14 protein-coding genes and 2 pseudogenes are annotated in these 12,425 nt (G+C 54.7%); 3 read left to right on the top strand and 13 right to left on the bottom strand.

The genetic code is table 11. From position 1 onward, the window contains the following. Positions 1-161 precede the first annotated feature (161 nt). The 9 genes from OGY15_RS22780 to OGY15_RS22740 form a co-directional block, all read right to left on the bottom strand. Positions 162-1,406, bottom strand: coding sequence for an STY4528 family pathogenicity island replication protein (locus OGY15_RS22780; protein ID WP_286541223.1), 1,245 nt, complete (start codon positions 1,404-1,406; stop codon positions 162-164). A gap of 103 nt (positions 1,407-1,509) precedes the next feature. Then, entirely contained in the window at positions 1,510-1,938 is a 429-nt protein-coding gene (locus tag OGY15_RS22775; protein ID WP_055385121.1) for an ead/Ea22-like family protein, read from the bottom strand. Between the two features lie 14 nt (positions 1,939-1,952). Next, positions 1,953-2,228, bottom strand: coding sequence for a hypothetical protein (locus OGY15_RS22770; protein ID WP_001545289.1), 276 nt, complete (start codon positions 2,226-2,228; stop codon positions 1,953-1,955). 73 nt (positions 2,229-2,301) lie between these two features. Then, on the bottom strand, positions 2,302-2,550 hold the full coding sequence (locus OGY15_RS22765) for a ParE family toxin-like protein (RefSeq protein ID WP_001422206.1): 249 nt from the start codon (positions 2,548-2,550) through the stop codon (positions 2,302-2,304). After that, positions 2,547-3,125, bottom strand: a complete 579-nt coding sequence (locus tag OGY15_RS22760; RefSeq protein WP_001545288.1) for a DUF2857 domain-containing protein — start codon at positions 3,123-3,125, stop codon at positions 2,547-2,549. Before OGY15_RS22760 ends, OGY15_RS22765 begins: the two co-directional genes overlap by 4 nt. Continuing rightward, complete coding sequence (locus OGY15_RS22755; RefSeq protein ID WP_286541218.1) at positions 3,122-3,847, bottom strand: DUF2786 domain-containing protein; 726 nt, start codon at positions 3,845-3,847, stop codon at positions 3,122-3,124. The genes OGY15_RS22760 and OGY15_RS22755 overlap by 4 nt, the downstream gene beginning before the upstream one ends. Next, the gene (locus tag OGY15_RS22750) at positions 3,840-5,552 is read right to left on the bottom strand and encodes a ParB family protein (RefSeq protein ID WP_286541216.1); all 1,713 of its coding nucleotides are present in this window, start codon (positions 5,550-5,552) and stop codon (positions 3,840-3,842) included. Before OGY15_RS22750 ends, OGY15_RS22755 begins: the two co-directional genes overlap by 8 nt. Continuing rightward, on the bottom strand, positions 5,552-6,919 hold the full coding sequence (gene dnaB-PI, locus OGY15_RS22745) for an SPI-7-type island replicative DNA helicase (protein ID WP_286541214.1): 1,368 nt from the start codon (positions 6,917-6,919) through the stop codon (positions 5,552-5,554). Before dnaB-PI ends, OGY15_RS22750 begins: the two co-directional genes overlap by 1 nt. Positions 6,920-7,272: 353 nt before the next feature. Then, on the bottom strand, positions 7,273-8,175 hold the full coding sequence (locus tag OGY15_RS22740; protein ID WP_286541213.1) for a hypothetical protein: 903 nt from the start codon (positions 8,173-8,175) through the stop codon (positions 7,273-7,275). A gap of 227 nt (positions 8,176-8,402) precedes the next feature. Between OGY15_RS22740 and OGY15_RS22735 the strand changes: the two genes are divergently transcribed. Together OGY15_RS22735 and OGY15_RS22730 are read left to right on the top strand one after the other, a co-directional pair. After that, on the top strand, positions 8,403-8,855 hold the full coding sequence (locus tag OGY15_RS22735; RefSeq protein WP_286541212.1) for a hypothetical protein: 453 nt from the start codon (positions 8,403-8,405) through the stop codon (positions 8,853-8,855). A gap of 550 nt (positions 8,856-9,405) precedes the next feature. Beyond that, the gene (locus OGY15_RS22730; protein ID WP_286541210.1) at positions 9,406-9,834 is read left to right on the top strand and encodes a hypothetical protein; all 429 of its coding nucleotides are present in this window, start codon (positions 9,406-9,408) and stop codon (positions 9,832-9,834) included. A 74-nt stretch (positions 9,835-9,908) separates the two neighbouring features. On the opposite strand, the gene OGY15_RS22725 is transcribed toward OGY15_RS22730, so the two are convergent. Genes OGY15_RS22725 through OGY15_RS22715 form a run of 3 tightly spaced genes read right to left on the bottom strand, consistent with a single transcriptional unit; the run spans position 9,909 to position 11,411 of the window. Beyond that, positions 9,909-10,172 carry a hypothetical protein gene (locus tag OGY15_RS22725; protein ID WP_282646509.1) on the bottom strand — a complete coding sequence of 88 codons (264 nt, stop codon included), beginning with the start codon at positions 10,170-10,172 and terminating at the stop codon, positions 9,909-9,911. Next, positions 10,150-10,539 (bottom strand): hypothetical protein, encoded by a 390-nt coding sequence (locus OGY15_RS22720; protein ID WP_047655900.1) that lies wholly within the window; start codon positions 10,537-10,539, stop codon positions 10,150-10,152. Before OGY15_RS22720 ends, OGY15_RS22725 begins: the two co-directional genes overlap by 23 nt. Further along, complete coding sequence (locus OGY15_RS22715; protein WP_001422226.1) at positions 10,536-11,411, bottom strand: ParA family protein; 876 nt, start codon at positions 11,409-11,411, stop codon at positions 10,536-10,538. The genes OGY15_RS22720 and OGY15_RS22715 overlap by 4 nt, the downstream gene beginning before the upstream one ends. Before the next feature lie 285 nt (positions 11,412-11,696). Here OGY15_RS22715 and OGY15_RS22710 point away from each other — a divergent pair. Next, a pseudogene (locus tag OGY15_RS22710) lies at positions 11,697-11,792 on the top strand (acetyltransferase); the annotation flags it as partial. A 115-nt stretch (positions 11,793-11,907) separates the two neighbouring features. Here OGY15_RS22710 and OGY15_RS22705 read toward each other — a convergent pair. Then, positions 11,908-12,108: pseudogene (locus tag OGY15_RS22705) on the bottom strand (IS110 family transposase); the annotation flags it as partial. Positions 12,109-12,425: the final 317 nt, after the last annotated feature.

Below are 12,425 nucleotides of genomic sequence, written 5' to 3'. Positions count from 1 at the left end.
CACTGGCAACACTGGTTAATTTTTGCTCTCTGTTGCCACTGGCAACACTGATTAATTTTTGCTCTCTGTTGCCACTGGCAGCACTGGTTAATTTTCGCTCTCTGCTGGCACTGCCAGCACTGGTTGATTTTTGTTCTCTGAAAACGTAGAGCACAACGCCATTACCGGGCTCTCATCGCGGAACGGTTGCGCAGGGAGGCCCGTAGTCCAGCCACAATGCCGCTCAGGCGTTCTGCTGAAATGGGTTCTGTACGTTTCCGGGTGACAACGGGTTGCGAAGTGCCGCGTCCTCCTGTTCCCGCCCGTGTGGTGGCTGATGCAGCGACGCGCTGTTTCTGTTTCGGCGGATAAAAATTTCCCTCCCGGGCACGCTTCAGCACCGCAAGCAGCCAGCCCACCGGGTTCTGCAGTGACTGACTGCCCAGCATCCCTGACAGGCTTTCCAGCACACTCCGTGCCAGCGATTCCGGCAACGCCTGCAACTGACTGGTCAGCATGATGGCATCCTCCTCCCTGATTTGCCCCGTCAGCGACGCCGGCAATACGTACGTGTTTTTAATCACACTGTGTGTGATATTACGTACGTAATGGTTCGGTTTCCGAACTCTGTGATAACCTGCTGATTTTCCTGATGGTTCGGAATCCGAACTCTGTCTTTTTTGCCCCATTTTTTTACCCGGTTCGGTTTCCGAACTCAGCTTTTCCGGTGCCGAACTCAGTGTTTTCACCACCGATTCGGTTTCCGAACCCGGCCGCATTCTTTCCTCCGTCACTCGCTGACGGGCAGCCATCTGCCCCGGTGTCTGGGCACTTCCTATCCGGGCTTCCAGCTGACTGATATGGCTGTGGTAGTGACGCATTCCCGGATCATTTTTTATTTCACCCAGAATATCCCGTGCCGTCTGACTGATGGTCCGGTTCCGGCTCATACAGGCTTCTGCCACTATATCCAGATAACGCGGATCCATCGTCTCTGCATCGCAGAACGTCAGGGGCTCGTCATGCTGGGCGTAAATGTTTCCCCGAACCCGGCCTTTATCATCACGTACCCGTTTACACAGGCTCAGCCAGCCCGTGATCCGCAACATCAGCAATACCCGGCTGACGGTTTCTCTGGAAGCTTTTCCCTTTCCCGGGGATGCCAGCTGCAGTTGCAGTTCGTCATAAGTGGGAAAAATGGCCCCCTCATTATTCTGTGCATACAGCCGGATCATCATCCATGCCATCTTGTCCAGCGGTGAAAGACGCGTATCCAGCAACAGACGACGCGGAATGGCATCATGCACATTGCCGGTAAACAACAGTCCGCTGCGTATTCGCCCCTCCTCCTTCCGGGCTCCGGTGGTCATACGGTGCTTCATTTTTTCCAGGGTATACGCAATCAGGCTTTCCGCTGGTAACGCCATAATCACCTCATTCAGTAGCGGCAATATCGCCGCTTTTTATCCGGTACAAAAATGCTTATTACAGCCCCCTGCTGGATGCAGGGGGCTGGCTGAACACTTTCGATTAATCCTTAATCCCTGCGTCATTTTGCTGCTTCACGCCAATGCCGGCGTCGGTTCTGGCGTAAACAATAACGCCGTCATCAGGACGTTTACGCAGCAGGCATATTCCCGGTCCGGGCCAGAGTGCAATAAATCGTGACTCTCTATTCTCAAGCCGCCAAAATGCTCTCCTGCTCATAACACCAACCGGACGCAACGTTTCTTTCTCTTCCTCCAGTTCCGCAATACGCTTTTTTGCGGCTTCCAGTTCATCCAGCAGATCGGCGATAATATCCACTTCCCTGTGACGGATTTGACGCTTAAACGCAGCCAAAGCCTCATCACAATCAACCTCAGCGTCTGGGCTATCCGGGATAGCCTGATACCACGCCAGCGTCGACTGATAGTTTTGTGCAACTTCACGCAGTGCCTGATAATGAATACTGTTCATTGGTTGTCTCCTGTTCACCGGTAATACAGGATGTACAGGGCGATTAATGCCCACGTCCATAATAAGAGGGTGCCGTATACTGTAATTCTCCATTCTGCATCTTCCAGTTCCGTCACCAGTTCCACAATCACGTCAATTTCCTGATCACCAATGGCCTTCCTGATATTTCCGGCTGCAGCAGCTAATTCCCGCTCAGCGCCCGGACTGTGTCTGTCTGAACGACTCCACGACAGCACATCCTGATATCTTTTTACCGCCTTACTTAACGCCTTCCAGCTAAGCTCATTCATGGGAGTCAATTTCCTGTGCAATACCTTGTCGTCAACAGGGCCGGCCCCGATACTCCGGTCCGGCCTGCACGTTTCATTTACGTCTGGCAGTGTTGTAACGCTCATGACTGAGCAGTTCCCAGGTCTCTCCCCGGTTACGGCTCAGCAGACGCCAGGCGCGTCCGACGTTTATCTTGTAATAACGGCTCCCCCGGTCATTCAGTTGCCGGTAATTACGCGCCCCCTGCCGGAACAGACGGACCATCTGAACCGCCTTACGACAGCAGGCCGGCGGAACGCACGGGCTGGCCAGAATGCCCGGTGCCAGTTCTGTCATTTTCATGACGCATTCCTTACCGGCTCCGTCTGCCGGTCAGCGCACCATCCCCTTACTGCGTGCCAGATGGCCGTCAGCGGGATATTCATCTGCTCCGCAGCCAGCATCATGACATCCAGTCCGTCCGCACTCTCCACATCCGTAATGCCGGCCTTCTGCCATAACCGCCACAGCTCTGCACTGTCCTCATCGCTCAGCGTGACACCACGTCCCGGACGAACATCAATACCGGCAATACGCCGGCGCGCCGCCACATCCACACTGGAAAGTCCAAAGTAAAACGCCATCAGCTCAATGGAGCCCCCCAGCGCCAGTGCACGGTCAATGCGCTGCAGACGTTTCTGCTCCGTCCGGGCCTGCTGCAGCATACGCAGCAGGTTTTCATGATTAATGTCCAGCCGGATAACCGACACTTCCGAGTTCGACAGGTAATGGATTTCCTCAATGGTCAGTCCCTGCAGCATCTGCATTTCTTCCCGGGCCAGTCCCAGAGATTCACAACGACGCAGGTAGCCGCTTTTGAGGTCCATCACCAGTTGCATCAGCAGACCGTTGGTTGCCTGAGATAAGCTGTTATTCATGACGCCTCCCGTATCATCAGCCCCGGCACCATCCGGCGGGCAGTTCCCCCCACACCATGATGCAGTGAGGCATTTTTCCCGGCCTCATACCCCTGCCAGCGGGCCAGGTCACCGCCGCGACAGGCTTTCACCTCCCGGGAGTCCACCGTCTCCATCTCCTGCTGCTCCAGCCAGAGACGCATCAGCCGGCTTTCCTCTTCTGTCACACTGAATGGCATCACCACCTGACGAACGCCCAGAACCCAGCCATCACGGAACTGGGCGGCCCGGGCACGGCGGGTGCTCAGTTTCAGCCGCCGGCTCTGTGTACGGAGATACGCATCCGTTGCGTCCCTCAGCTGACGGCACAGAACATCAAACGCATAAGCCGCCACCTGAGGACGTTCACTGAAACCGTAAAACGTCACACACCGGCGATACCGGCCTCCGGGCATCAACCGCCAGTCGTAATACGCCCTGCAGCCAAATGTCTGTGACACCACCATGACCAGACGAAACATCCACGCCGGAACTTTTTCAGCCTCAGAAGGTGCCCCCTGTGATGAAGACGTCTGTACCGAAGAAAGTCCGGCATCCTGCTCCGTGATACCGTGTTTCGCCATCAGCTGTTGCGCCCTTGCAAGCGCCAGCCCGGCCTCATGGGCATTACTGTTATTGCGGCTCAGCGCCAGCAGTTTCCTGACCCGTCTGACCAGGCGCTCCTGATGCGACATATCACTCATCACTTTCATCCTCCTCATCATCTTCGGGTAACACACTGCGCTGCAGGGCGCGCAGACGGCGCAGCACACTCAGAAGACGCAGCAGCTTCACGGCATGTTCATCATCCAGCAGTGGCCATGCCTCCGGCGCACTGCCACCTGTCAGCAGGTCTGTCAGGCTGACGGGAGACACTGTCAGCGGTGCATCACCGGTCAGCCCCACCAGAAATGCCGTCACCGGCGAACATTTCTCCTCTGCAGTCCCGAAACCAGCCGACAGGTCACTTTCCCTGTCCATGGCAATTTCTTCAGCACAGCCGGCAGATTCAGCCAGTTCCCATGCCAGCCGGAAAGCCTCATTCTGCAGATGCTCGATATCATCCCGTCCTTCAGCAAAATGCGTCACCGATGCAGGAAGTGCATCAGGTGTTCCGGACGGCGCTGTATCGCCGGTCATAACGGATGGCACAGCGGACCCGGCAATCCCCGCTTCCACAGCGTCACCGCTGAAAACCGGCTCACCACCGTACATATCCGGCTGTATCTCTGAACGCCGGACTTTCCCGGCAGAAGAAGGCGCTCTGTCTGCAGTCTCCTCCGGGGAAGGAAACCCGCATTTTTCAGTGTGGTCTGTGTCAGAAACAGCGTTCTCCGGTCGGGCAACACCCTGCTGTCCGGGCTCAGTACCGGGGGCAGTGCTTTCCGGCACCGGCTCTGCGTCCGTATCCGGCAGACACTCCGGTGCCTCAGACCGGGTACGGGATACCGGTGCACCGGGCTGCCCTGTGCCACTGTCACGGACTGAGGGCGGTACCACCACCGGTTCCGGCTCACCAAAATGGTGACGGCGGTTCCGCTCTTTTGGATCCAGCTCCAGCAGCCACCGGTCATAGTCCAGGGAGGGATGTGGCAGCGCCTGCAACAAATCGCCAATCAGCTCATCGCGGAACATCTCCAGTGACCACAGCTCCGGCGAATTAAACTTCCGGCAGCTTTCCCCGAACACACGATCAAATTCCACATCCGTGCCGGACGCCAGCGCAAACTGCCCCCAGACACGTTCTGCGTCCTGACGAAGTGCCAGCAGTACCGTAATCTGTGGTCGCCCCAGCCCTGACTCCATCAGGTCGGGGATCCAGGGGTACAGATATTTCAGGGCGTTCTCCATCCTGCTGATACTGGAGGCATCAACCGGCAATCCCTGTTCCGTCAGTAATGACGACAACTCCCGCATGGAAACGCTTTTGTTTAACTGCTCTTCATAAATCAGGCGTGCTTTGTGAATGCCCTGTGCCTTCTCAATAAAGGTCAGTTCACCGCGAACTTCATTTTCCGCCAGATGACCAATCACACACTGAAGCCGTCCCGGCCAGGGTTTGAACAGCACATGAATACGGTAAAAACGCGGGTCCCCCGTTTCTTTCCAGAGTTCCGTCAGTATCTGGTAACGGGTGTTTCCCCCGTCACTGAAGATATACACATCCGGCTCACTGTCCGGCATACGGGTGACTTTGGGCACCGTATCCAGCCCGCGGGCGTGAATGGAGTTTTTGATGTCGTCATAACGCGGATTGCGCGTGGTGCGCGGGTTATCCGGATTCGGACGTAACTGGTCCAGCGTCAGAATCATGGGAGTTTCCCCCAGCGCCACCACATTACCGGCGGCACTGGCCTGACGACCGGGCTGCATAATGGCAGCCCCGAGATTCAGTGGTTTGTGTGCCATCACGCATATCCTCCCTGCCCGTCATTTTCAGAGGGCGTAAACAGTGTGTAACGACCGTCGAACCTGACCCGTACCGTGCCTGTGGGGCCCTGACGCTGCTTGCTGACAATGATTTCAGCCTCCCCCTTTGCCAGTGAATCGGGGTTATAGACCTCGTCGCGGTAAATAAACATAATCAGGTCAGCATCCTGCTCCAGTGCCCCGGAATCACGCAGGTCACCGTTATTGGGGCGTTTATCTGCACGCTGTTCCACCTGACGGTTAAGCTGGGAGAGGGCCAGCACCGGGCATCCCAGCTCCTTCCCCAGCGCTTTCAGGGAACGGGAAATTTCCGCAATTTCCTGGGTGCGGTTCTCCAGCTCCGGCGCACGAATCAGCTGCAGATAATCCACCATAATCAGAGCGGGTTTACCGTACAGGCGGGTATAACGGCGGGCACTGGCACGCAGCGATGACGGTGTCTGCTGGCTGCAGTCATCAATTATCAGGCGCTCACCCAGCGTATCCATGCCTCCGTCACCCAGCGCCATGCCGACCGCAGATGACACCCTCGTCCAGTCCTCGTCATCCATGTTGCCACTGCGCAGATGATTCAGTTCCACACGTCCCAGCATGGAAAGCATGCGCAGAATCAGTTGCTCCTTCGGCATCTCGATGCTGAATACCAGAACGCTCTCTTCCGTTCGCCGCCGGGCGGCGCTGAGACACATGGACAGTGCCAGAGAAGTTTTCCCCATTGACGGACGGGCAGCCAGCAGGACCAGGTCACCGGGCTGCAGACCACAGGTCATCTCATCCAGACAGTCAAATCCCGTGGGGGTACCGGTCACACCGCCGGAACCAAGCACACTTTCCAGTTGCTGCAGAACGGTATCGAGCGCGGATGAAAGAGAAGCTTCCGTGCGCTCCCGGAGCGTCCTGTTCTGCGCAAGTGCAAACAGACGCCGCTCTGCTGCATCCAGCACGTCCCGTGATGTGGCGTTTGGTGCCGCCACATCAGCAATCAGGGTATTTCCGGTGGCCTGTAACTGACGCAGAACGCTCTTCTCCACCACAATGCCTGCATAGGCCATGATGTTGGCCGCAGAAGGTGTGTTCTTGCTGAGCTCAGCCAGATAAGCAAAACCGCCCAGTACATCCAGCCTGCCCTGATGTTCCAGGTGCTCTGACAGGGTAATCAGGTCCAGAGGCTGGCCATTCACCGCCAGTTCGGACATGGCACGGAAAATAGCCCGGTGCTGAGCCACATAAAAATCGTCAGGACTCAGCATCAGCACCACTTCATCCCAGCGTTCATTCTCCAGCATCAGCCCTCCCAGAACGGCCTGCTCTGCTTCGTATGCACAGAGAACTGACACTTCAGCCATGGCGCACCCTCCCCCTCTGACAGCCGGAAACCTGGCTGTGTAAAAAAAGAAAAAAGGGTGCCGGACGTACAGCTGTCGGGAGTAAAATCCCGGTAACTGTCTGTACGTTTTCAGACCGGTAAGTTTGGCGACCCCGGCCAGAAAGTACGGGCAGCATCTTTGCGCTCATAATCAACATGTTTACGAGGAGAAAAACCTTATGAACACAAATCATCAACAACTGCCGTCCGGCATTGAATCTGAAGTGAAATACACCCTGCAGTTCTGGCTGCTGAGTAACGGAAAGGTCATGACGGAAAAAGACGGGCTCTGTAACCCCTTTCCCCCGAACTGTATTGAATCGGCTCATCCTTTTACTCCGTTTCAGCAGAATCAGTGGATTGAACTGGACACTGTCGGGTCGGATGGACCGGTGAAAGCGACGTTTCTTGTGCACAGCGTTCTGCATAAACTGAAACGTCAGGGTGGCTCCCTGAATGATGCCGGCCGGCCTGAATACGGCCGGTGCATTGCTCACTGGCACACTGACGTGTTTGTTGAGAAAAAAGCGCTGCCTGACTGGCTGAGAGCATTCCACACTGACGTTTCGCACTCGTAAAAACACGTTCAGCCCGACGGGTCATATTTTCCAGCCACCCGTCGGGGAAAATGTCAGCACCATCACGGGGAAACAAAATCGCTTTCCATTCAGGGTATGAGCGCGGAATACCTCCGGAAGCATTCCGGCTCAGACAGCGACTCACAGTGCAGGCAGCACGGAATGCATATGTTGCGATGCTCTCATCATATGTTGCGATGTTCTCATTATTGCCTTTCTGCAGTTCCACCCGCTCTTCAGCATCAAATGCCAGTGCAGCAAGGCTTGCCCAGCACATGCAGTTCACTGAATCCCCCGGAACGCGCTGCAGCTCCCGGCGCACCATGTTGACCTCCGCACTGAAAAAAGCGTTCTCATCGCCTTCAAGGGCAGCCAGATGCAGCGGAAGCCAGACCTGACTGAACCATTCGCACATCCGTTCCCGGTTACTGACGGTCATCACTGTCTCCGGGCGGGAACCGTCCTGAAAAACATGTCCGGCGCGTGGAGAACTGTATGAAACATAATCACCGTGCACCGCAATGACCGGACGACCTGACGCCGGAAGCCCCACACGACACCCACTGGCAATCCGGGTCATCAGCAGGTTCAGTTCAGCCAGCGATTCAGGGCGGGTTAAGACTGCCGGAACCGGAGAATATTTCACTGAGGAAGACATACTTTCACCTCCATATCTCTCAGCCCGCCAGGTGCGTCACTTCCCCGCAGATAACCGGAAACCTGGCTATGTAAAAAAAGAAAAAAGGGTGCCGGACGTACAGTTGTCGGGAATAAAATCCCGGTAACTGTCTGTACATTTTCAGACCGGTAAGTTTGCCGACCCCGGTCAGAAGGTACGGACAGCATTCGCATACTCATAACAGATTGTTTTAAAGGAGAATTTTTATGAATACAGAAAAACAACTGCCGTCCGGCATTGATAACAACTGTCCTTATGTCACTGACAGCAATGAAAAATACTTTGAAGACTGGAAAGCCGGACGCATGGCCCCCGACGATGTGGAACGTTGTAAAACCTTCTTTGACCAGGGAACTGAAATCTTTCCCGGCGCAGACCATAAGCTCGCCTGCCGACTCTGCTGGCCCGGGCACTGGCTGATTCACAGCCGCCACTGGTTTTTCCGGGATGATGGCTTCATCAGCATTCCGGAAGCCGTTAAGTTTGCGCTTATTCATCAGCATCACTGGCTCCCGGCAACGGTTGAGCAGATGACGCCTGCTGAGATGTCTCTTGCCCTGACGGACTACTGGAGTGAATACTGGACGAGCCAGAAGGCGTTGAATTACATGACCGACTGGCAATATCAAGCGCTATGTTCATATCGAAAGCACGATTGATGTTGCGGGTAATCTCTGCGCTTCTGCGATTAACATCGTTGCATTCATCTCCAAGTCTGGTGATGTGATGCTCCAGTTGCCGGCACTGTTCCCGGAGGTCAGCTAAATTCTGCCCTGCCTTATCAGACAGGGCAGTAAATCCCTCATTCAGCAGTGTGGTGAATACCCTGCAACGTTCCCGGACCTGCTCTTCAGGCGCATTTTTCTCAAGAATCTCACGTTCAATGAAACGAAGCAGTGCATGGCATGCAGCCTCTGCTGGCGAGGCCAGGGACAGGAACTGGCGGGACGCGTTTTCAGACAGATTTTCAGACGGATTACGGTTCATGATTCCACTCCTTCTCATTTAACGGGAACAGGTATACCGACCCACAGGGCCAGAAACCTGGCTGTGTAAAAAAAGAAAAAAGGGTGCCGGACGTACAGCTGTCGAGAGAAAAATCCCGGTAACTGTCTGTACATTTTCAGACCGGTGAGTCTGGCAACCCCGGTCAGAAGGTACGGACAGCATCTTTATATTCATAACCAATTGACTTAGTAAGGAAAAAACATGAATACAAATCATCAACAACTGCCGTCCGGCATTGATGACTTCGCTGCGTTCAGTCTGCCGGAAGGTGAAAATACGCCCATCAACATGTCTGAGGAGTTCTGGCGTATGGCCTGTAACACAACGAATGAAACTTACAACCGGCACAAACTGTATCGCCTGCAGTGGCCGGGTGACTGGCTGGCGGTTCAGCAGGGGCTGAAAAACATCAATAAAAATGTGGCACCACTTAATATCCTGCACAGCTACCTCATTATTCGCGACAACCGCTCTGCGGCCGATGTTGCTGCCATGACAGCAACAGAAATGGAACAGGCTCTTGCTGCTGAACTGGAGGCATATGCATCCACCCCGGGAGCACAGGACGTGTTGCGCAACGCAGAAAGACGTCTGGATAAGCTGGATGACCCGTTCACGGGTAAAGGCTGATTCATCAGCATGCAGCGGACACCACACATGTCCGCTGTCCCCCGTACCGACAGGGATATGCATTACAAAAACTGTCATACCGCCCCCTCTGTTTTTCGCTGTTTGCCAGAAATACAACATGAAAAAAGCGGGTCATGCCGCTGACGACGCTGGCGCTCCTGCAAAAGAAAGGCGTCACAGTCGGAGCACAGCCCCAGCCCGCTCTCATGGTTCACCTTCACCCACTGCCGGGTGTCCTGACCTGCAACATCACCAAACCGAACACCGGAATAACCACACCCGACACATACTGTCCGGCGGCGACCTGTCAGAGACTTAAATTCCACGCCCACACTCATCCTGTTCACCACGCTCTGGCAGGACACTCAGCGCCCCTTCAATCACAGCCCTGAGACGCTGAGAAGCAATGAGGAGCAGCGGATTATGGTCATAAAAGACCTCACCATTTCCCCCACCCGACTCAAGCAGGGGAAGGCCTGAAGGCACCTTCGGACCTGCAGACATTTCACATAGCTCGTTTTCATTCCACACGTTGTGGAAAGTTATGTGGCTCACAGGAAGCTGCCATTCCTCCTCCAGACGGTCATACAAATGTTTTTTCGCTTCTTCGTAATCTGCAGCCTCAACAAACACATGCACTTCATCGTGTCCGGGGCAGGAAACTGAAGCTGAAGCCACAGCACGCCATATCAGTTTTCTGTTCACAGGCTTTCACCTCCGTTTTCCAGCAGTACATCAAAAAACTCACTCCACTCCGGCAACAACTCACAGGCCAGGCTGTGCATGGTGACCAGCGCAGAATCACTGCGACGGGCAGACGCTTTTTCAAGGCGGTGCACCGGCTGGCCGGCTGCGTGTCCCTGTTTGTAAATATTCAGGTCATAAATCTGTGTTGAAAGCAGGGTGACCGCGCCTTCCGGAAGCACTTTGCTGTAGCGACCTGAGTTAATAATGTCGGTCAGCTCCGCCAGTGTTTGTCTGGCCAGCGCCGTATAATCCATGCAGTTAACCAGGGTGCGGACTTTCGGCAGGGGGATACCCAGTTCACGGTAGGGCAACAGGTTTTCCATGACATTGACTGTGCCACGAATGAACTCACGCACATCCGGCAGAACCGGATTCACCATCCCCACCACAGACTCCGTGGCAGACAGCACAATCATTTCCAGCATGACGGAACGAGCCCCCTGTGAATCCACCACAATGACGTCATAGCTCTGGAAAAGCGGATGCTGAAGCACATTACGCAGACGGAGACGACCATCCGGCGCATGAAGCATGGCCGTTTTCAGTTGCTCATGGGGGTCATTGGAGACTATCAGGTCAAGGCCGTCGATAGCCGTGCGGGAGATGATGTTGTCGGGATGACTGAGGTCAGCCGTGCGCATCAGTAATTCAAAAAGACCGGCCGGCGCTTCATACGTCAGCGGAAAGATATTGCTTGCCGTGGGCTGGGCATGATCTCCGTCTATCAGCAGGGTACGGAGGCCGGCATCCGCCAGAAAACCGGCAAGGTTAGCAGACTGGGTTGATTTTCCTTCGCCACCTTTAGTGGACACAACGGGCAGAATGTTCACTGGCACACTCTCTCTTTAAAATGTGCAACCAATGATCTACACTGAAGACTCCTGCTTGACATCCGGATTACCCGTAAAAGCCAGAACTATGGGATTGAAAATCCCCGTGTCCTTGGTTCGATTCCGAGTCCGGGCACCACTATTTAAAGAACCCGCCCTAAAGGCGGGTTTTTGCTTTTATAGTTTCTGATACTTTCCAACTGTTCATCTCTCAATATCCTTACAGAGTTTCCCCGCTCACAATCCATATATAAAATAGCCATGCCAGTTAACAAGAAGACATCTGGGCTCTATAAGAAGATGGGCTTTAAAGTGACGGGACGCACGGAAGTAGTCGATCTCGGACGACCGTATCCGCTACTGAAACTGGTGCTCGGGTAATGATGTAGACTGTTGTCGATACTGTTATCACCTGCAAGCATTTTGATGTTCCGGCATTCCGGATTGAAGACATGACAACCACAGCGCCGTCAGGCGCTGTTATCTCCCGCGCTTTTCACCACGCTGTTACGGCTATGTGTCTGCTCACATCGAACGGCTCACCTGATTTCAGCACCCCGTAAGCCACCTGCGCCAGCTTGCGCATCATCGCGCCGATTATCACTTTCCCTTTCTTTCCATTCCCTGCCAGACGCACCCGGAATGCCCGTCCCCATTCTGTTTTACTCACCGCCACCATCGCAGGCATATACACTGCGGTGACGGCCATCTGGCCGCAGCACATCGACATCCAGCCAGGCTTTAGAGACGTCGATACCGATAAAATGAAGTTCCTGTTCCATAGTGAGACCAGCCTTGTGAATGCGGATTACCGGGAAAAGCGGTCCATGATACTGTCCGGTTTGTCACTTGTGGATAACGGCAGTCCGCTGCATAAATCTACAGCACAGGTTATGAACCTAAGGCCGGATAAGGCGCTGCGCCGCAGCCGGCAGATTTCACGGCGCACAGACGCAAAAAAGCCCATCCGGCAGGATGGGCTTTTTCACTTTATTTGATGCCTGGCAGTTCCCT

The organism is Citrobacter sp. Cu231, from assembly GCF_030332265.1.
Classification (GTDB): domain Bacteria; phylum Pseudomonadota; class Gammaproteobacteria; order Enterobacterales; family Enterobacteriaceae; genus Citrobacter; species Citrobacter meridianamericanus.
This window is presented reverse-complemented; position numbering and strand designations above follow the sequence as displayed.